Genomic DNA, 18859 nt, shown 5'->3' on the forward strand with positions numbered 1-18859 from the left:
GTTTAATCGGCCGGCTCGGATTTCTGCAGCACGCCGGCCGTCTCCTCGTTGAGCGCCTGGCCCACGCGCCGTGGCGTGCTGAGCGGCGTCGGGATGGGGGTGCCGATATTGCCTTTGAGGAAGCGCCGCCCGGCGCGGATGCCTTCTGCCTGTTGAAGTTCGAAACGGGCAGCATCGCGGCGGCGGACGTCCTCGACTACCTCGGCGACCTCTTCCGGATCGACGCCGAGAGCTTCCAGTGTCGAGCCGCCGAAGACAAGCGCCGATTCGAACGTCTCGCGGAGCTGATAGTCGACGCCGGCACGAATGAGCTGCAATGCCGTGCCGCGGTCGAAAGCCCGCGCCAGCACCGTCAGCAACGGAAACTCCGCCTTGATGAGCTCGGCGATGCGCACGGCGGCATCGGGCTTGTCAACGCAGATCAGCACGGCGCGTGCGCGCCCGGCTCCCGCGGCACGCAGAATGTCCAGCCGCGTGCCGTCGCCGTAATAGACCTTGAAGCCGAAATCGGCCGCCGCCTGGATCATCTCGACCTCATTGTCGATGATCGACACATCAATCCCGCGCAACAAAAGCGGCTGGCTGGCGATCTGGCCGAACCGGCCAAAGCCGATGATCAGCACGCTGCCGGTCAGGCCTTCGGCGACATCGACGCCTTCAAGCGACTGCTCGTCGCGTGGCGTCAGATACCGCAATGCTATGATCGCTAAGGGCGTCAGCACCATGGAAATGATGACGATGGCGGTCAGCATCGCATTGGCCTGGCTATCGATGATACCGACAGCCGCCGCTGCGGAATAGAGGACGAAGGCGAATTCGCCGCCTTGCGCCATGAAGACCGCGCGCTCGAGCGCTTCCCGGTGGCCGGTTTTGAGAATGCGGGCGACGATATAGATGCCGATCGCCTTCATCATCATGTAGGCGACGACATAGATGGCAATGAGCTGCCAGTTGACGACGACCACATGCAGGTCGAGCGACATGCCGACGGCGAGGAAGAACAGTCCGAGCAGAATGCCACGGAACGGTTCGATGTCCGCCTCCAGCTGATGGCGGAAGGTCGATTCCGACAAAAGCACGCCGGCCAGGAAGGCGCCCATCGCCATCGACAGGCCGGAAAGCTGCATGGCGAGCGCCGACCCGAGCACGACCAGAAGGGCGGCTGCGGTCATCACCTCACGGGCGCGCGCATCCGCCAGGATACGGAAGAACGGATTGAGCAGATAGCGTCCTGCAAGCACCAGCCCGACGATCGCGGCAAGGCCGATGCCGACCTCCGTCAACCGATCCGACAGGCTCATGTCGGCGCCGCCCGGCGCGAGGAAGGCGATCAGCGCCAGCAGCGGCACGATGGCCAGGTCTTCCAAAAGCAGGACCGAGACGATGCGCTGGCCCTTGGGCGTGGCCAGGTCGCCGCGTTCTTCCAGCAATTGCATGACGATTGCCGTCGAGGTGAGTACGAAACCGGCGCCGGCGACGAAGGATTGCGCGATCGGGAAACCTCCCGCCAGGCCGACGCCGGTCAGCAGGACCGCGCAGAAGCCGACCTGCAGCGCGCCAAGCCCGAAAATCTCGCGGCGCATGCCCCATAGCCGTGACGGCTGCATCTCCAGCCCGATAATGAACAGGAACATGACGACGCCGAGTTCGGCGACATGAAGAATGGCTTCCGATTCGGAAAAAATGCGCAGCCCGAACGGACCGATCACGACGCCGGCCGTCAAATAGCCGAGGATGGAGCCAAGTCCGATACGCCTGAAGATCGGCACCGCAACCACGCCGGCGGCAAGCAGCGCCACCACCTGGATCAGATCGCCGTTCGATGCCTCTGCCGCCATGCCTGCCGTTCCGCTCTCTTGCAACAAGCGGCCAAGATAGGGGCTTCGGGGCGGATCGAACAGTGCGAATCCGGCGCGTTGTGAAGGCGATATTGCAGGCGCACTGAACAGGATAATGGGCTCCCGCGCGTTGCTTGTTCCAGCAATCCGGCGCTAAGGACGCCCGGCTTCGGCCAGTGAAGGGCGAGCGACGATCAAGTCGCGGCCCTTTCAGGCGGTGACAACCAAGTATCAGGGCGGCACGACAGCAGCCGAGGCCTGCAAGGCCTATGACGAGGTGATTGCCGCGATCGAGGGCTGAGCACTTATTTGCAAATCAAAAGAGGGCGGCGCCGTTTGGCCGCCGCCCTTCTCACGCTGAAAGTCAGTTCGGAGTTATGGAGCCGACCTCGACTGCATCGATCCGCTTCAGCTTCATGCCGATGACCGGGACCAGCTGCTGGTCGACGCGCACGGCAACGGTCACTGTCATCGAATTGTCGTCGGGGACAAGCGCCTGCATCACGCCGCGCAACTGATTGCGATTGATGGTGAAAACCACCTTGTGCGCATCGACGACATTGCCGCCGATAATGTCGAGGCCGGAGCCGGCGGCCCCGCCCATAAAGCTGCCCTTGTAGCCCTGCCGGCCCTTGTGTTCGATCGTTGCCGACATCTGCTGGGTGAACATGCCTACCCGACAGCCGCCGTCGAGCGACATGCCGACCTTGCCGTCAGGCGTCGAGCCGATGAAGCTGCAGGTGAATTTCGTGCCCTTGTATTTGCCGGCAACGATTTCCCCGGGGCCGACCCATTTGCCTTCGACCGACCGAAAGAACTGCTTGTCCGGTTCCGCCGCCGAGGTCTTTCCGGCAATGCCGACGGTTGCGACAAGCGCGAGCGCCACGGGCAGCCCGCTGGACAGAATAACGCTTTTCATCGACGACACCCGGCAACAAAGAGACTGGTTTGGACGCTTCCGACCATGGACAAGATTGGTTAATGCTTTGTCACCCCAAGGCAATAGTCACGTTCCGGAAGCGGATGTTTCTTTTTCTTTCTTTGCTGCAAAGGAGGTCAGCGCGGAGAGGAAATCGCCCAATCCGGGCCGCCTGACCGCGTAAAAGGGCAGGGGCCTTGCGGTTTCCATCGCTGCAATGCCGATGCGCGCAGTCATCATGCCGTTGACGACGCCTTCGCCGAGCTTGGCCGAGAGCCGGGCGGCAAGGCCGTGGCCGACGATCTGCTGGACGAAACTGTCGCCGACGGCGATCGACCCGGTGACCGCGAGATGGGCCAGAACGCTGCGCGCCAGGCGAAAAAAGCCAAGCGTGCCGGGGCGGCCGCCATAAAGCTCCGACAGCCGGCGAATCAACCGGCCGGCTTCGAACACGACATAAGCGACGTCGACCAGCGCGCGGGGGCTGACCGCGGTCACCAGGGAGACGCGCTTCGCCGCTTCGAGGATCATCACCCTGGCGCGGGCATCGAGCGGGCCGAGTATCTCGGTCTCGGCCAGCCGCACCAGATTGCCGCCGTCAATGATCTCGCCACGCAATTCGGCCAGCGAGCGCCTGCCGGCCGCGGTTTCAGGCTTGGCCGAGACAAAGACCGACAACTCGTCGGCCACGGCGCGGGCGGCCTTCGGATCGTCACGGGCAATCGCATCGAGCGCCCGCTTCTGCAACTTTTCGACCTCGGCAAGGCGGGCAATCGCCATGAATTCGCGCACGAGGATGATCAGAAGCGCCAGGATGGCGATCGCGGCCATAGCGGCAGCCAGCCAGCCCAGCCACTCGGCGCGCTCGAACAGATCGCGAATCAGCTGGTCGGTCCAGAGGCCGACGGCGAGCGAAACCAGAACGCCCAGCGCGCCGAAGAACAGGCTGCCAAGCAGCGAACGTTTTCGCGGCGCAATCGCCGGCGGCGGTTCGGCAACGACGATATCAGGCTCGTCGAAGACGTCGGTCTCCGCCGGTGTGACCACGGCAAGATCCGCCGTCACGGTACGCGGCTTTCGCGCCGGCGCGGTCTCGGACGGAGCATGGTGAGCCGTCGAGTCTTCCTTCTGCTGGGGCTCCGGCTCTATGCGAAAGGCCGCCGGTCTGCGGGGCGCACTCATGCGAGATGATCTCCGATCAGGAACTGCAGCGCGCGGTCGAGCCTGATATGTGGCAGCGACAGCGTCACGCCCTCGGCGGTGCGCTCGAGTTTCGGCGGGCGAAAGCGCACGAAGCGGATCGCGGGGTCGTCATTGTTCTGCCGGCGGGTCGATTCGGAAACGTCGAACACCGCATCAACTTTCTCCGGCAAATCACCGGGAAATATGGCTGTTTCGGTCTTTCCGTCAAAGGTTTCGCCATCGATGTTTTCGCCGCGCAATGGCGTGCCGATAATGACCGGCAAAGTCTCGCGGCCCTGCTTGACCGTGCCTTCCCGGGTCGCGCGCATGGCAGCCAAAGCGACGACGTCGACGTCGGCGCCGGTGAAATTCGCCCGCGCCACGGCTCGGTCGGCTAGCCGCCGCACGATCGCCTGCAGCCGGTCGTGGCTTTCGTGGTGCAGATGGTCGGCCTTGGTCGCGGCCAGCAATATACGGTCGATACGCCTCGAAAACAGGTCGCTCAGGAAATTGCCCCGGCCGGGCCGGAAACAGGACAGAATTTCGGTGACCGCGCGCTCCAGATCGGCCATCGCACCGGGGCCGGCATTCAATGCCTGCAATGCGTCGATGAGCACGATCTGGCGGTCGAGACGCGTGATGTGTTCGCGAAAGAACGGTTTGACGACATGCGTCTTGTAAGCCTCGTAGCGCCGCTCCATCATAGCCTGCAGCGATCCCGAGCGGGCGCGCCGGCCGCCCAGATTCGGCAGCGGCGCGAAGGTGAGAGCGGGCGAGCCTTCAAGATCGCCAGGCATCAGGAAGCGGCCGGGCGGCAAGGTCGAAAGCGCCCGCTCGTCGACTTTGCAGGCCTTGAGATAGGCCGCGAAGCTCTCAGCGAGACGGCGCGCCGTCATCTCGTCGGCCTCGGCGTTGGGGTCGACCGTGTCGGAGAGCGCCCGCCATTCCCGCGAAAGGTCGACACGCACCGGCAACACGGCCATCTCGAAGGCCTCACGCGAAAAATCGGCGTAGGACTTGCCGAGCAGCGGCAGGTCGAGCAGCCATTCGCCGGGATAATCGACGATGTCGACCGACAATTTGCCGGCGGAAAACATGCGGCTCCAGCCAGAGGCCGATTCGTATTCGATGGTGAGCCTCAGTTCGGAAATCGCACGCGTCGAATCCGGCCAGACGCGATCGTCGACAAGAGCCGCGATGTGATCCTCGTACTGGAAGCGTGGTACCGCGTCGTCCGGCTGCTCTTCGAGAAAAGCCCGGGCGATGCGCCCCGATTTTTGTGCCTCAAACAGCGGCAAGCGTCCGCCATGGACGAGATTGTGCACAAGGGCCGAGATGAACACGGTCTTGCCGGCGCGGGACAGCCCGGTCACGCCAAGACGCAGCGACGGAGCGAAAAGCCCGGCAGCGCGGCCTGACAACGTATCCAAGGCAATCTTCGCCTCGTCGGTAAAAGTCGTCAGCGATGATGCCAAATCTGTTCTCGCGGGCCGGTCAGCATCCGATATAGGCTTTGATGCGCGGCTTTGAAATGGCCTCAGATATCGGCAGGCGTCAGGAAGGCTTCGAGATAGCCGGTGCCTGGCGCAGCCTCGGCAAGTCTGCCGTTGAACCGGACCACTGCAAGTGCGGAGGTCGGGAAGCCGTGGTTCAGCATGGCCCGCGCGGTCTCGTTGCCGTCGCCTGAGAGCGCCATGGCGAGATCCTCAATCATCGGATTGTGGCCGATGACGAGCAAGGCATCCAGCCCGCCATTCTGCCGGATGGCAGTGAGGTACGCGGCGGCATCGTCGCTGTAGAGGGTGTCACAGAACAGCACCCGGCCCGTGTCCGTGTGGCCAGCCAGGCTTTCCAGCGTCTGGCGGGCGCGCTTGGCGCTTGAGCAAAGGGTGAGGGCCGGTGCGTATTTGCGGGAACGCATCAGGACGCCCATCGCTTCGGCATCGGCGAAGCCGGATGGATCGAGCGGGCGGTCGAAGTCAGCCACGCCAGGCAGCGCCCAGCCGGCCTTCGCATGCCTCAGCAGGTACAGTCTGGTCACCGGATCCCCGTTGTGCCGGGCACCGAACCCGTCAGCACGCCGCAGGATTTGCCATCAGAAGAGCTCCGTGCGCAATGGCAAGCGCCCCTCAAGCATAGCGAATCATGTACGGATTCGGTCGTATTCTTCGCAAAAAGGGCATCGCCGATCCGTTTTGTCCGAGACTAACAATTGCGTGAAACTGTCGTCGATTGACCTTGTGCAGCTTTCGGTCCGCGAATATATAGGCGCCAAATTTGGGGTTTGTTGGGTGAGTCGAATGAACGACATCGTTACCGCCGATTACGTACCCTCCGAAGACGAGCCGTTCATGAACGAGCGGCAGAAATCCTACTTTCGCATGAAGCTCGTCACCTGGAAGAACGACATCTTGCGCGAAGCGCGCGAAACTCTCGAAATCCTGCAGCAGGAAAACGCCAACCACCCCGACCTCGCCGATCGCGCCTCCTCAGAAACCGACCGCGCCATCGAACTTCGCGCCCGCGATCGCCAGCGAAAACTCATCTCCAAGATCGATTCGGCCCTCCAGCGCCTTGACGAAGGCACTTACGGTTATTGCGAGGAGACGGGCGAGCCGATCGCGCTGAAGCGGCTCGACGCGCGCCCGATCGCGACCTTGTCGATCGAGGCACAGGAGCGCCATGAGCGGCGCGAGAAGGTCTACCGCGACGACTGAGTCGCCGGGAAAAAACAGCGGCATCGGTAAAGCGTTCAAAATGGCCGGTTTTCCGGCCATTTTCATTGGCCGTTCGCTATCGGCCTATCTTTTCTGATTGGACAACTCGCCGAGGAGCTTCGTCATCTCGTCGTCGAGAGAGGGTGATGCCTTCGCCACCGGCTTGCTCGGCGTTTGGCTGAAGCGTGGCTCGTCGAGGGAAACCTCCAGCTCCTTCATCAGCGCATCGTCAATCGACTCGTGCTGTGCCGGCGGCTCGTATCTTGCCGGGGAGTCCTGTCTTGCCGGCGGCTGCGCATGCCGCGAGGCACTGGCGTTGACGGATCCATAACTTGGCAACGGCGTGACGTTCGATGCCGGTTTCGGCGCCGGCGCCGGCATTGTTGCCGGCATCGTCGCCGTCTGGCGGGCTCGGACAGGGGTCGCGGTTACGCTTGCCGGCTGCGGTGGCGCTTGCCTCACCGGCGCGGCTGTGGTCGAAGCAGACCTTGCTGCCGGCTGGTGGCCGTTGTCTCCGGTCAATGCCGGGCGCCGCAACGCCGAGAGCCTGATGTCGCGCTCGACGACGACGTCGGTCGGACCACCGATCAATAGCAGGTGCTCGATATCGTCACGGCGCACCAGCACCAGCCGCCGGTGACTGTCGACCGCTGTGGCATCCATGACAGCCAGCCGCGTCTTGCGGTTCCTGCCGCCGGCGACGAATGTCCCGAACGTCAGGCTGCGGACCAGCCTGATGATAAGAAGAATGATGAGCAGAAGGACAAGTACTGCAAACGTCCATAGGATTGCTGCGGCATAACCAGGACCCGCCACGCCATCCAGCCATTGCAGCATTGGTTCCCCCAAAATCAGCTTTCGAAGAGAAGCGACACTAGACTGTTGCGGCAGGCCACCGCAAGTTGCCTTTCATGCTTCGTGAACAGCTTGAAACGCCGGGAGCCGAACGGCGTCATTTTTAGCGGACATCTGCAGCCGGGCCTTTTCCCAACCCTGAGAATATGATTCAACCGACACCGGAATTCACGAGCAGGGGGCACATGGCCAAGGAAGCGCGCGGCGATTTCTATCCGGTACCTATCGTCGACCAGAACACGCGACCGGGAGCGGTCACCCGGCTCATCGTCTTCATCGTCGTCCTGACTGGGGCAGCGATCGTCTTCGGCCTTTTCCGCGAGCGCCTTGGCGATCCATTCCTGCTTGGCATGCTTGGCGTGCTGGCGATGATCGGCGTCGGCTTTCTATTCGCCACTGCGATCGGCTTCGTGCACATCACGCCGCGCTCGACAAGCGACGAACTGTCGAAAGCTTTCGTCGATTCGATGTCGCAAGGTCTCCTGGTCACCGACACCAAAGGCCGTATCATCTACGCCAACCGGACCTATGCCGATATGACGGGTGCCGAGTCGGCCGCCGACCTCAAGACCGTCGAAGGTTTGCTTTCAGACGTTCCCGAGGCCTCGGTGACCATATACCGGCTGGCGTCAGGCCTGCGGGACGGCCAGCCGGGCGACGGCGAGTTTCGGCTCGCGCAGTCCATTCGGCCAGGCGCCGAACCGGGCGCGCGCTGGTACCGCGTTCGGGCCCGCGCCTTCAGCGTTCCCGGCCAGCGGCTGCCCATGCTTGCCTGGCAGCTTGCCGATATCTCGCGGGAACGGGCCGAGCAGGAGCGGTTCTTTCTCGACCTGCAAAAGGCGATCGATCACCTCGACCATGCGCCGGCCGGTTTCTTTTCGGCCGACCAGGAAGGCCGCGTCACCTATATCAACGCGACCCTTGCGGAGTGGCTGGGCATCGACCTGGCCAGCTTCACTCCCGGCGCAATCACCTTGCCGGAGATCGTCGCCGGCGACGGCATGGCGCTGGTCCGTTCGGTCAAGGCCGACGCTGGTACCACGCGCAATGCCGTTATCGACCTCGATCTGACGACGATGACCGGCGAGGCGCTGCCGGTGCGCTTCATGCATCGTGTCTCGGCCAGCCGAGAGGGTCTCAACGGCCCGACTCGCACCATCGTGCTCAACCGGACGCAAGGCGAGGACGCTTCGGCCGACCTCCGCGCATCGGAAATACGCTTCACGCGGTTCTTCAACTCGACGCCGATGGCGATAGCCGGCGTCGACCATGCCGGCCGCATCCTGCGCACCAATGCGCCATTCCTGTCGCTGTTTTCCTCGGTCGTCGACCGCGACGCGGTCGATCGGCGTGTGCGGCTGGATACGGTGATCCACGAGCGCGACCGGCCGGCTTTCGCCGCGGCCTTCGAAAAGGCACGCCAGCAACAGGCTGACATCGAGCCGATCGATACGGTGCTGCCCGGCAATGAGGAGCGCCACATACGCTTCTACGTCAACGCGGTCGCAGACGGTACCGGTGGCGAGGGCGCCGAGGAATCGGCCATCGTCTATGCCGTCGAGACCACTGAGCAAAAGGCCCTCGAGGGCCAGATGGCGCAGAGCCAGAAGATGCAGGCGGTCGGCCAACTCGCCGGCGGCATCGCGCATGATTTCAACAATGTGCTGACCGCCATCATCATGGCCTCGGACCTGCTGTTGACCAACCACCGGCCGTCCGATCCGTCGTTCCCGGACATCATGAACATCAAGCAGAATGCCAACCGGGCGGCCTCGCTGGTGCGGCAGTTGCTGGCCTTCTCGCGCAAGCAGACGCTGCGGCCGGAGGTGCTCAACCTGACCGACGTGCTCGCCGATCTCAGAATGCTGCTTGCCCGGCTGGTCGGCAACGATATCAAGCTCAAGATCGACCATGGCCGCGACCTGTGGCCGGTCAGGGTCGATATCGGGCAGTTCGAGCAAGTGGTGGTCAATCTTGTGGTCAATGCGCGCGATGCGATGCCGGCCGGCGGCGACCTCACGGTGCGCACCCGCAACGTCAGCGCCGGGGAATGCAAGACCTTTTCCTACCGCGAACTTACTCCGGCCGACTATGTGCTGGTCGAGGTCGAGGACAGCGGCAGCGGCATCGCGCCTGATGTGCTGAAAAAGATCTTCGAGCCCTTCTTCACGACAAAGGAGGTTGGCAAGGGAACCGGACTCGGCCTGTCCATGGTCTATGGCATCATCAAGCAGACAGGCGGCTTCATCTTCTGCGATTCCGAAGTCGGCAAGGGATCGGTGTTCCGCATCTTCCTGCCGCGGCACATTGCGGAGGCAAGGAAGGCGGGCGAGGCTGGAGAAGTGCCGGCCGCCCCTGCCAAGATCACCGACTCAGCCAAGGATCTGTCGGGCTCGGCCACGGTGCTGCTGGTTGAAGACGAGGACGCCGTGCGCATGGGCGGCATGCGGGCGCTGAAATCGCGCGGCTACACCGTCCACGAGGCGTCGTCGGGCGTCGAGGCGCTTGAAGTCTACGAAGCGCTCGGCGGCAAGGTCGACGTCGTGGTGTCGGACGTGGTGATGCCGGAAATGGATGGCCCGACGCTGCTTGGCGAATTGCGCAAACGGCAGCCCGACATCAAGTTTATCTTCGTGTCCGGCTATGCCGAAGACGCGTTCGCCAAGAACTTGCCGGCCGACGCGCATTTCGGCTTCTTGCCGAAGCCGTTTTCGCTCAAGCAATTGGCCACGATCGTAAAGGACATGCTGGAATCCTGACCCTTCCAACGCTCCGCTTGCGCATTGTCGTGAGACTGCCATGATTACAGGCGAAACGGGCGACGGGTTTTGGAAAGCATGCCGTGACGCCACACAACGAGGCTAGCAAAGGCGACTACGCAAGCACGGTGCTGCTGCCGGGCGACCCGCAGCGCGCTGAATGGATGGCGGAGACCTTTCTGGAAGCGCCGCGCTGCGTCAACCGCCGCCGCGGCGCGCTCGGCTTTACCGGGTTGTTTCGCGGCAAGCCTGTCAGCGTCCAGTCCACCGGCATCGGCGTCCCGTCATTCCTGGTCTACGTGCATGAGCTGCTGGACTTCTACGGTGCGAAAACGTTGATCCGCACCGGCACCTGCGGTGGCCTGACCGCCGAGATGGCGCTGCGCAGCCTGGTGATCGCACAATCGGTGCGCGGCGAAAATGCCGAGAGCGGCCAGGTTTTTGGGCTCTATCGTGCCGATGCCGGCCCCGATCCTGCATTGTTGGCCCAGGCGTTGGCCCGCGCTGCGGAACTCGGCATCGACCATCGGGCCGGACTGACGATCTGCAGCGATATTTTTTATCATCCGCTGGGGCGCGAACGCTTTGCCGAAGCACAGGCACAGGGGGCGCTCGCCGTGGATATGGAAACCAGCGCACTCTACCGCATTGCGGCCGATTTCGGCGCCCGGGCGCTGTCCATCCTGACCGTCGTCGACAACGTGGCAACCGGCGAGCAGACCGACTATTCCGAACGCCAGGGGCTTTTCACCGATATGACCCGGCTGGCGCTCGACATGGCGGCGGAGAGCTAGGCGGCTTCTACTTCGGAGTAGGGAAGCTCGCCAGGTTCCGTACTTTTCAACGCTTCGTGCAGGTCGAGGCGGTAAAGGCGCCGTCTGGCTGCTTCATGATGATGTCGAAGGACGGGGTGGTTCCGCTTTCCAGCGTCGCTTGCGTAAGCGAGATCGAGTTGCCACCGCTGGTGTAGCCGCCCAGCGGACCCAGCCAGGTAATCACCCCGTCTGCATCCATCTGGTAGTTATAACTCTGCGGCGCGGTGCCGAAGCTAACCGGACCGCTATAGACGTTTCCGTTGATGGTGATGTCGCCGAGGCTGAGGAACATGCCTAGCAGATAGACTTCGCAATGATATGAGCCGTCCGGCAGCTTGCCGTCGCTGAAGCCTGCGCGCGCTACGGTCGTCGTCGCCAGCAGAAGCATGGTGATGAAAATGCAAGACGTTCGGAAGGCCATGGCGTCGCTCGTTTAAGGGTTCGAACTTGCCCCATTTCGCTGCGACGCTGCAATCCTCGCCAGCGCTCATATGATGCTGCTCAAAATTCGGGCATTGGCCTGTATATGAGTAAAACTTAGGCTGGTACGAGTGATCTTTTCTCATTTCAAACCTGGCAGGCGAGGTTCATCTCCTGCGGCTAATACATTAACCGACTGACAGGGCTGGGAAATCTCAAACCCTCCGATCTTTCGCCGGTGATTGGCACAGCCGTTGCATGGTCTGTTCCGATGCAGTTAACCAGCTTGGGAGTTTAAAAGTATGAGGGGCAGTTTCTCGACAATAACAAAAATGTTTTCGGCCGGCGTGGTCACCGCCGGCCTGCTGATGAGCGTTCCCGCCAAGGCGGCCGACGACACCATCAAGGTCGGCATCCTCCATTCGCTGTCGGGAACCATGGCGATCTCGGAGACGACGCTGAAAGACGCCATGCTGATGCTCATCGAAGAGCAGAATGCCAAGGGTGGCCTGCTCGGCAAGAAGCTCGAGGCGGTGGTCGTCGATCCGGCTTCCAACTGGCCGCTGTTCGCCGAAAAGGCGCGCGAGCTGATCTCCAAGGACAAGGTCGCGGCGGTGTTCGGCTGCTGGACCTCGGTGTCGCGCAAATCGGTGCTGCCGGTGTTCAGCGAACTCGACAACATCCTTTTCTATCCCGTCCAGTATGAGGGCGAGGAGAGCGAACGCAACGTGTTCTACACCGGTGCGGCGCCGAACCAGCAAGCCATTCCCGCGGTCGACTATCTGATGAGCGAGGACGGCGGTTCGGTGAAGCGCTGGGTTCTCGAAGGCACCGACTACGTCTACCCGCGCACCACCAACAAAATCCTCGAGGCCTATCTGAAGGCCAAGGGCGTCGCTGCGGAAGACATCATGGTCAACTACACGCCGTTCGGCTTCTCCGACTGGCAGACCGAAGTTTCGGCGATCAAGAAGTTCGGCTCGGCCGGCAAGAAGACCGCCGTGGTCTCGACCGTCAATGGCGACGCCAACGTGCCGTTCTACAAGGAGCTCGGCAACCAGGGCATCAAGGCCGAGGACATCCCGGTCATGGCCTTCTCGGTCGGCGAGGAAGAGCTTGCCGGTCTGGACACTGCGCCGCTGGTCGGCCATCTCGCCGCCTGGAACTATTTCGAGAGCGTCGACACGCCCGAGAACGCGAAGTTCATCGCCGACTGGCACAAATTCATCAAGAACGACAAGCGCACCACCAACGACCCGATGGAAGCCCATTATATCGGCTTCAACATGTGGGTGAAGGCGGTCGAGAAGGCCGGCACCACCGATCCGGACAAGGTAATCGACGCCATGGTCGGCGTCTCGGTGCCGAACCTGACCGGCGGTTATTCGACGATGATGCCGAACCATCACATCACCAAGCCGGTGCTGATCGGCGAAATCCAGGCCGACGGCCAGTTCGAAACCGTTTCGCAGACGCCCGGCCTGGTGATGGGCGACGAGTGGTCCGACTATCTGCCTGACTCCAAGGACCTGATCTCCGATTGGCGCGCGCCTCTGTCCTGCGGCAACTTCAACGTTGCCACCGGAAAATGCGGCGGCAAGGGAACCAACTGATCCTCCCGGTCTGTCCTCCCAGACCCGCAAGCCTCCGGGCAGGCTCCTCCTCCAGCCTGCCCGGAAGGCAACATTCAATCTTCAAGAGCCACCAGAAACCAATGATCCTGATCCGCGCGATTGGCCTGATGCTGCTCCTTCTCCTGGGGACGCTGCTGCCGTCGAACGCCAGCGAAGCAGATCTGCGCGTCGTCATCGCCAAATTCGCCACCGCCGCCAATTTTCCGGCGATAGAAGCCGTGGTGCGGGAGCTTGCGGCTTCCGGCGATCCGGCCGTAGAACGGCCGCTTGCCGCGCTTGCGGAGGGCAGCCTTTACGTGCGCAAGGCCGATTCACTGGTTTTTGTCGGCAAGGAGAGCGGCGACGGCATCGAGCTGCTCGATGCGCTTACCGGCGAAGGATCGGGCGAAGCTGCAAAGGCCGACATCACCAAGATCAAGGTCAACAACACGCTGCGCCGCGTCATTCGCGATGCGTTGGGCACGCTGACGCTCGGCTCCAAGGACCCGGCCGTGCGCATTGCCGCCGCCGACACAATGTTCAAGACGCCGGACGCGGCAAACATCGAGCCGCTCGACACCGCGATCGCCAATGAGAGCGTGGCAAGCGTCAAGGCGCTGCTAGAACAGGCCCGCGCCGCGTCGATTCTCGTTTCCGACAGGCCGGAGGCCGACAAACTGGCGGCAATCGCGCTCATCAGTGCGCGCGGCGACCGCGATGCGGTGTCGCTGCTCACGTCGGTAGAGGCCAGTTCCGAAGGTGCGGTGAAGGACGCGGCGACCGCGGCGATCGCCGACATCAACTCGACGCTGGCGCTGTGGGATGCCGGCCAGAACATCTGGTACGGCATATCGCTCGGATCGGTGCTGCTGCTGGCGGCGATTGGCCTTGCCATCACCTTCGGCGTCATGGGCGTCATCAACATGGCGCATGGCGAGATGGTCATGCTCGGCGCCTACACGACCTTCGTCGTGCAGGAGGTTATTCGCAATTCCTTTCCCGGCCTGTTCGACTGGTCGCTGGTCATCGCCCTGCCGCTGGCCTTCCTGGTGGCGGCGCTCGTCGGCCTTGTCATCGAGCGCGGGCTGATCCGCTATCTCTACGGTCGGCCGCTGGAAACCCTGCTGGCGACATGGGGTGTGTCGCTGATCCTGCAGCAGGCCGTACGCACCATCTTCGGGCCGACCAACCAGGAGGTAGGCAACCCGTCATGGATGTCCGGCTCGTTCAATATCGGCCAGCTTGCCGTGACCTGGAACCGGCTCTGGATCCTGGTATTCGCGCTCGGCGTGTTCGCGGTGCTGCTCTACGTGATGAAACGCACGCCCTGGGGGCTGCAGATGCGTGCCGTCACCGCCAATCGCCGCATGGCTGCCTCGATGGGCATCAGGACGCCTTGGGTCGATGCGCTAACGTTTGCACTCGGCTCCGGCATTGCCGGCCTCGCCGGTGTCGCGCTCAGCCAGATCGACAACGTCTCGCCCAATCTCGGCCGCGGCTACATCATCGACAGCTTCATGGTCGTCGTTTTCGGCGGTGTCGGCAATCTTTGGGGCACGCTGGTCGGCGCTTTCTCGCTCGGCATCGTCAACAAGTTCCTCGAACCTTATGCCGGAGCAGTGCTCGGCAAGATCGTCGTCCTGGTGCTGATCATCCTGTTCATCCAGAAACGCCCGCGCGGTCTGTTCGCGCTAAAGGGCAGGTCGGTGGAAGCATGATCACGGGACGCTTCTTTGCCGCCGGCGCCGACCGCCGCGTCGCCATCACCATCTTCATCCTGCTGGCGGTTGCAATCGTCGTGCCGCTGCTCAATCTTGCGGTCTCGCCGACAAGTGCGTTTTACGTGCCGTCCTATATCGTCGCGCTCACCGGCAAATACCTCTGCTATGCACTGCTCGCCTTGGCGCTCGATCTCGTCTGGGGCTATTGCGGCATCCTCTCGCTCGGCCACGGCGCCTTCGTCGCACTCGGCGGCTATGCGATGGGCATGTATCTGATGCGCCAGATCGGCTCGCGCGGCGTCTACGGCAATCCGCTGCTGCCGGATTTCATGGTGTTCCTTAACTACAAGGAATTGCCATGGTTCTGGTATGGCTTCGACCACTTCTGGTTTGCCGCGGTCATGGTGCTTGCGGTGCCCGGCCTGCTCGCCTTCGTCTTCGGCTGGTTTGCCTTCCGCAGCCGCGTCACCGGCGTCTATCTGTCGATCATCACCCAGGCGATGACCTATGCGCTGCTGCTTGCCTTTTTCCGCAACGACATGGGTTTCGGCGGCAATAACGGCCTGACCGATTTCAAGGACATTCTACGGTTCAACGTGCAGGCCGACATGACGCGGTCGGCGCTGTTCGCGGCCAGCGCCGTCATGCTGGCGTTTGCCGTCTTCGTCACCTGGGCAATCGTCGGTTCCAAGTACGGCAAGCTTTTGATGGCGGTGCGCGACGCCGAAAGCCGCACACGCTTTCTCGGCTGGCGGGCGGAGAACGTCAAACTGTTCGCATTCACCCTGTCGGCGGTGATGGCCGGCATCGCCGGTGCGCTTTACGTGCCACAGGTCGGCATCATCAACCCTGGCGAATTCGAGCCGTCCAATTCGATCGAGGTGGTGGTGTGGGCGGCCGTCGGCGGGCGCGGCACCATCGTCGGGCCGATCATCGGCGCGCTTCTGGTCAATGCCGGTAAATCCTGGTTCACCGGCGTGCTGCCTGAATTCTGGCTGTTTGCGCTGGGCGGACTGTTTGTCGCCGTCACGCTGTTCCTGCCCAAGGGCATCATCGGCATGTGGGATTCCTGGCGCGGCAACGCCAAGGCGCTGCGGGCGGCCTCGGTTGTCGAGGAAGCCGGCATCGATCCCGATGCGCCGGTGCCGCCGAAAACCGACCGCTCGGCGGCGAGAAGGCCGGGCGACTGGTCGGCCTCCGGCGCCGAACCGCAGCCGGCGGAGTGATGGACTGATGTCGAAGAGCAACACCATCCTCTATCTCGACGGCGTGTCAGTTTCCTTCGACGGGTTTCGCGCCATCAACAACCTTTCACTGGTGCTCGACAAGGGCGAGATGCGGGCGATCATCGGCCCCAACGGCGCCGGAAAGACGACGATGATGGACATCGTCACCGGCAAGACGCGGCCCGACGCGGGTGAAGTTTTCTTCAACGGTGAGGTCGACCTGACCAAACACGACGAGGCCGAAATCGCCATGATGGGCATCGGCCGTAAATTCCAGAAGCCGACCGTCTTCGAAAGCCACACGATCGAGGACAATCTGATGCTGGCGCTGAAAGGCCCGCGCTCGATCTTCCCGGCACTGTTCCATCGTCGCTCGGCCGCGGACGTGCGGCAGATCGACGACATCCTCGGCATCATCCGGCTTGGCGACAAGCGTGACGAACTCGCCGCCAATCTGAGCCACGGCCAAAAGCAATGGCTCGAGATCGGCATGCTTCTGGCGCAGGATCCGAAGCTGCTGCTGGTCGACGAACCGGTTGCCGGCATGACCGACGCCGAGACCGAGGAAACCGCGCGGCTGCTCCGGGATATCGCGCGCGACCATTCTGTCATCGTCGTCGAGCACGACATGCATTTCGTGCGCGAGCTCGGCGTCAAGGTTACCTGCCTGCACGAAGGCTCGGTGCTTTCCGAGGGCAGCCTCGACTTCGTTTCGGCCGACGAGCGCGTCGTCGAAGTCTATCTGGGGAGATGAACATGGTCTGGCGCGTTCCGTTCCATCATTTCGACCTTTCGTTCTTCACGCGTTGGAGAAAGCGCTGACCATGCTCGAAGTCTCCAATGCCACGCTGCACTACGGCGCTGCCCAGGCGCTGCGCGGCGTCTCGCTGAAGGCCGGCGCCGGCAAGATCACCTGCGTGCTCGGCCGCAACGGCGTCGGCAAGACCAGTTTGATGAGATCGATCGTCGGCCATCACCGGCTGACGAGCGGAAGCGTTGCCTTCGAGGGGAAGGCGCTCGACCGGAGCGCGGCGTATGATCGCGCCCGGTCGGGCATCGCATTCGTGCCGCAGGGCAGGGAGATATTTCCGCTGCTTACGGTGCGGGAAAACCTCGAATCGGGTTTTGCGCCGTTGAAGCGCGCCGATCGCAACATTCCCGGTCACGTCTTCGAATTGTTTCCGGTGCTGAAGCAGATGCTCGCGCGCCGCGGCGGCGATCTTTCCGGCGGCCAGCAGCAGCAGCTTGCCATCGGCAGGGCGCTGGTGATGCGGCCGAAGCTGCTGGTGCTCGACGAGCCGACCGAAGGCATCCAGCCGTCGATCATCAAGGACATCGGCCGCGCCATCCGCTATCTGCGCGACCAGGCCGGTATCGCCGTGCTTCTGGTCGAACAATATCTCGACTTCTGCCGGGAATTGGCCGACGAGGTCAACATCATGGACCGCGGTCAGATCGTCCATACCGGCCCCGCCGAGGATCTCGACCGGGCGGACGTCCGCAAATTCCTGACTGTCTGAATTCTTATTGATTCCATTACTTTGCAACTCTGGCGCGCTGCAGATTGCGTGCTAGATTTTGCTTGGCCTTGGTGAGTCGGCCGCTTTCCGTAGCAGTTTCAACTTGGCAGATCAGGGGAAGGCGCGGCTGCGTCCGCACGCTTGCGCGCAAGCCCTTCCAGCGATCTGTTGTCGTCCAACATTTCGGGTGCTTGGGAGCCAGGGCCAGACGATGGAGCGCTATGTCGAGGACTACCAGAAACGACGGCTCACGGAGCGCGTCGATATCCTGACAGCCATCAACATTCTGAAATCGCAGGGGTATGACCATGACGAACTCATCGCGGAGATCACCAAGGTCTTCTATGTCGATCTCGATGCTTTCAACGAGATCGTCAGGGTTGATCGGCGTCCGGACGAACGCGCCGCATAGCCGGTAGTTTAGGACCAAGCCAGGCGGACCACCGACAGCGGGGCGTCAGCCTGCGACCCGCTTCATCAGCGCGATGGCGCCGAATGGAGCGCGGACCTTGCCCTCGGTGATGAAGTAGACAAACACATCGCGTGGCTTGACCGGCGCGTCGGTTGAAGGATCGGCGCGCGACAGGTCGGCCGGCACCTTGCCTTCCGCCCAGGTTTTTGCGCGCGCCGCCCATTCGTCGAGCGCCTTTGGCGTGTAGCAATCGGGATTGTCGTCGCTGCCGGTCTGCAGCCGCGCATAGATGAAATCGCCGGTAACGTCGGCAATCCCCGGATATTTGGCGTGGTCGGCATAGACGATGGCGGCCTTGTGCTTTCGCGCCAAGGCGGCGAACTCCGGCACGACGAAGCTGTCGTTGCGCACCTCGACCGCGTGGCGCAGCGCAACGCCGTCCTGCTTTTCCGGCAACAGCTTGAGGAAGGCCTCGAAATCGTCTGGGTCGAATTTCTTGGTCGGCGCGAACTGCCACAGGATCGGCCCGAGCTTGTCGCCAAGTGCCGCGACGCCCGACCCGAGGAAGCGCATGATCGATTCCCCGGCCTCGCCGAGCACGCGGCGGTTGGTGACGAAGCGGTTGCCCTTCAGCGAATAGACGAAACCATCCGGCGCCTCGTTGGCCCATTTGACGAAGGTCGGCTCCTTGAAGCTCGAATAATAGGTGCCGTTGACCTCGACAGTGGGCACCTGCCGGCTGGCATAATGCAGTTGCTTGGCCTTCGACAATTTGTCCGGGTAGAAGGACGTGTCCCACGGCTCGAAGGTCCAGCCGCCCATGCCGGCGCGGATTGTTCCTGATTGAGTCATGGTCGTCCTC

Annotated in this window: 17 protein-coding genes; 9 read left to right on the top strand and 8 right to left on the bottom strand. The window is 62.7% G+C overall.

Translation table 11 applies throughout. The annotated features are described in order from the left end of the window. Nucleotides 1-2: 2 nt before the first annotated feature. The 5 genes from NKH30_RS20035 to NKH30_RS20055 form a co-directional block, all read right to left on the bottom strand. Nucleotides 3-1838 (bottom strand): monovalent cation:proton antiporter-2 (CPA2) family protein, encoded by a 1836-nt coding sequence (locus NKH30_RS20035; RefSeq protein WP_352996698.1) that lies wholly within the window; start codon nt 1836-1838, stop codon nt 3-5. 364 nt (nt 1839-2202) lie between these two features. Further along, the gene (locus tag NKH30_RS20040; protein ID WP_023674843.1) at nt 2203-2757 is read right to left on the bottom strand and encodes a hypothetical protein; all 555 of its coding nucleotides are present in this window, start codon (nt 2755-2757) and stop codon (nt 2203-2205) included. 87 nt (nt 2758-2844) lie between these two features. Then, nucleotides 2845-3939, bottom strand: a complete 1095-nt coding sequence (locus NKH30_RS20045; RefSeq protein WP_352996700.1) for a YcjF family protein — start codon at nt 3937-3939, stop codon at nt 2845-2847. Beyond that, nucleotides 3936-5414 (bottom strand): YcjX family GTP-binding protein, encoded by a 1479-nt coding sequence (locus NKH30_RS20050; RefSeq protein WP_352996702.1) that lies wholly within the window; start codon nt 5412-5414, stop codon nt 3936-3938. The genes NKH30_RS20045 and NKH30_RS20050 overlap by 4 nt, the downstream gene beginning before the upstream one ends. A gap of 62 nt (nt 5415-5476) precedes the next feature. Then, complete coding sequence (locus NKH30_RS20055; RefSeq protein WP_352613780.1) at nt 5477-5980, bottom strand: SixA phosphatase family protein; 504 nt, start codon at nt 5978-5980, stop codon at nt 5477-5479. 259 nt (nt 5981-6239) lie between these two features. Between NKH30_RS20055 and dksA the strand changes: the two genes are divergently transcribed. After that, nucleotides 6240-6656 carry an RNA polymerase-binding protein DksA gene (gene dksA, locus NKH30_RS20060; RefSeq protein ID WP_023674847.1) on the top strand — a complete coding sequence of 139 codons (417 nt, stop codon included), beginning with the start codon at nt 6240-6242 and terminating at the stop codon, nt 6654-6656. Nucleotides 6657-6740: 84 nt separating this feature from the next. Here dksA and NKH30_RS20065 read toward each other — a convergent pair whose 3' ends face one another. Beyond that, nucleotides 6741-7493, bottom strand: a complete 753-nt coding sequence (locus tag NKH30_RS20065; RefSeq protein WP_352925254.1) for a hypothetical protein — start codon at nt 7491-7493, stop codon at nt 6741-6743. A gap of 203 nt (nt 7494-7696) precedes the next feature. Here NKH30_RS20065 and cckA point away from each other — a divergent pair, with 203 nt between their 5' ends. After that, complete coding sequence (cckA, locus tag NKH30_RS20070; RefSeq protein ID WP_352540608.1) at nt 7697-10270, top strand: cell cycle histidine kinase CckA; 2574 nt, start codon at nt 7697-7699, stop codon at nt 10268-10270. Nucleotides 10271-10353: 83 nt separating this feature from the next. Continuing rightward, on the top strand, nt 10354-11064 hold the full coding sequence (locus tag NKH30_RS20075; protein ID WP_352613778.1) for a purine-nucleoside phosphorylase: 711 nt from the start codon (nt 10354-10356) through the stop codon (nt 11062-11064). 46 nt (nt 11065-11110) lie between these two features. On the opposite strand, the gene NKH30_RS20080 is transcribed toward NKH30_RS20075, so the two are convergent. Further along, nucleotides 11111-11506 carry a hypothetical protein gene (locus tag NKH30_RS20080; protein WP_352613777.1) on the bottom strand — a complete coding sequence of 132 codons (396 nt, stop codon included), beginning with the start codon at nt 11504-11506 and terminating at the stop codon, nt 11111-11113. Between the two features lie 301 nt (nt 11507-11807). Between NKH30_RS20080 and urtA the strand changes: the two genes are divergently transcribed. The 6 genes from urtA (at nt 11808) to NKH30_RS20110 (ending at nt 17997) form a co-directional block, all read left to right on the top strand. Beyond that, on the top strand, nt 11808-13118 hold the full coding sequence (urtA, locus tag NKH30_RS20085) for an urea ABC transporter substrate-binding protein (RefSeq protein ID WP_352455694.1): 1311 nt from the start codon (nt 11808-11810) through the stop codon (nt 13116-13118). A gap of 101 nt (nt 13119-13219) precedes the next feature. Beyond that, nucleotides 13220-14836, top strand: a complete 1617-nt coding sequence (gene urtB / locus NKH30_RS20090) for an urea ABC transporter permease subunit UrtB (protein WP_352996705.1) — start codon at nt 13220-13222, stop codon at nt 14834-14836. Beyond that, nucleotides 14833-16065, top strand: a complete 1233-nt coding sequence (urtC, locus tag NKH30_RS20095) for an urea ABC transporter permease subunit UrtC (protein ID WP_352996707.1) — start codon at nt 14833-14835, stop codon at nt 16063-16065. The genes urtB and urtC overlap by 4 nt, the downstream gene beginning before the upstream one ends. A gap of 7 nt (nt 16066-16072) precedes the next feature. After that, entirely contained in the window at nt 16073-16819 is a 747-nt protein-coding gene (gene urtD, locus NKH30_RS20100; protein WP_023674855.1) for an urea ABC transporter ATP-binding protein UrtD, read from the top strand. A 70-nt stretch (nt 16820-16889) separates the two neighbouring features. Next, complete coding sequence (gene urtE, locus NKH30_RS20105) at nt 16890-17585, top strand: urea ABC transporter ATP-binding subunit UrtE (RefSeq protein WP_126041867.1); 696 nt, start codon at nt 16890-16892, stop codon at nt 17583-17585. 211 nt (nt 17586-17796) lie between these two features. Further along, on the top strand, nt 17797-17997 hold the full coding sequence (locus NKH30_RS20110) for a hypothetical protein (RefSeq protein WP_023674857.1): 201 nt from the start codon (nt 17797-17799) through the stop codon (nt 17995-17997). A gap of 45 nt (nt 17998-18042) precedes the next feature. On the opposite strand, the gene NKH30_RS20115 is transcribed toward NKH30_RS20110, so the two are convergent. After that, on the bottom strand, nt 18043-18849 hold the full coding sequence (locus NKH30_RS20115; RefSeq protein WP_352816651.1) for a DUF72 domain-containing protein: 807 nt from the start codon (nt 18847-18849) through the stop codon (nt 18043-18045). Nucleotides 18850-18859 lie beyond the last annotated feature (10 nt).

The sequence above is a fragment of the Mesorhizobium sp. M1273 genome (assembly GCF_040318195.1).
Taxonomy (GTDB): Bacteria; Pseudomonadota; Alphaproteobacteria; order Rhizobiales; family Rhizobiaceae; genus Mesorhizobium.

Excerpts from the sequence above, each read along its gene's own strand:
- NKH30_RS20035 (WP_352996698.1), bottom strand. The coding sequence starts at position 1,838 with ATGGCGGCAGAGGCATCGAACGGCGATCTGATCCAGGTGGTGGCGCTG.
- NKH30_RS20040 (WP_023674843.1), bottom strand. The coding sequence starts at position 2,757 with ATGAAAAGCGTTATTCTGTCCAGCGGGCTGCCCGTGGCGCTCGCGCTT.
- NKH30_RS20045 (WP_352996700.1), bottom strand. The coding sequence starts at position 3,939 with ATGAGTGCGCCCCGCAGACCGGCGGCCTTTCGCATAGAGCCGGAGCCC.
- dksA (WP_023674847.1), top strand. The coding sequence starts at position 6,240 with ATGAACGACATCGTTACCGCCGATTACGTACCCTCCGAAGACGAGCCG.
- NKH30_RS20065 (WP_352925254.1), bottom strand. The coding sequence starts at position 7,493 with ATGCTGCAATGGCTGGATGGCGTGGCGGGTCCTGGTTATGCCGCAGCA.
- cckA (WP_352540608.1), top strand. The coding sequence starts at position 7,697 with ATGGCCAAGGAAGCGCGCGGCGATTTCTATCCGGTACCTATCGTCGAC.
- NKH30_RS20080 (WP_352613777.1), bottom strand. The coding sequence starts at position 11,506 with ATGGCCTTCCGAACGTCTTGCATTTTCATCACCATGCTTCTGCTGGCG.
- urtA (WP_352455694.1), top strand. The coding sequence starts at position 11,808 with ATGAGGGGCAGTTTCTCGACAATAACAAAAATGTTTTCGGCCGGCGTG.
- urtB (WP_352996705.1), top strand. The coding sequence starts at position 13,220 with ATGATCCTGATCCGCGCGATTGGCCTGATGCTGCTCCTTCTCCTGGGG.
- urtC (WP_352996707.1), top strand. The coding sequence starts at position 14,833 with ATGATCACGGGACGCTTCTTTGCCGCCGGCGCCGACCGCCGCGTCGCC.
- urtD (WP_023674855.1), top strand. The coding sequence starts at position 16,073 with ATGTCGAAGAGCAACACCATCCTCTATCTCGACGGCGTGTCAGTTTCC.
- urtE (WP_126041867.1), top strand. The coding sequence starts at position 16,890 with ATGCTCGAAGTCTCCAATGCCACGCTGCACTACGGCGCTGCCCAGGCG.
- NKH30_RS20110 (WP_023674857.1), top strand. The coding sequence starts at position 17,797 with ATGGAGCGCTATGTCGAGGACTACCAGAAACGACGGCTCACGGAGCGC.
- NKH30_RS20115 (WP_352816651.1), bottom strand. The coding sequence starts at position 18,849 with ATGACTCAATCAGGAACAATCCGCGCCGGCATGGGCGGCTGGACCTTC.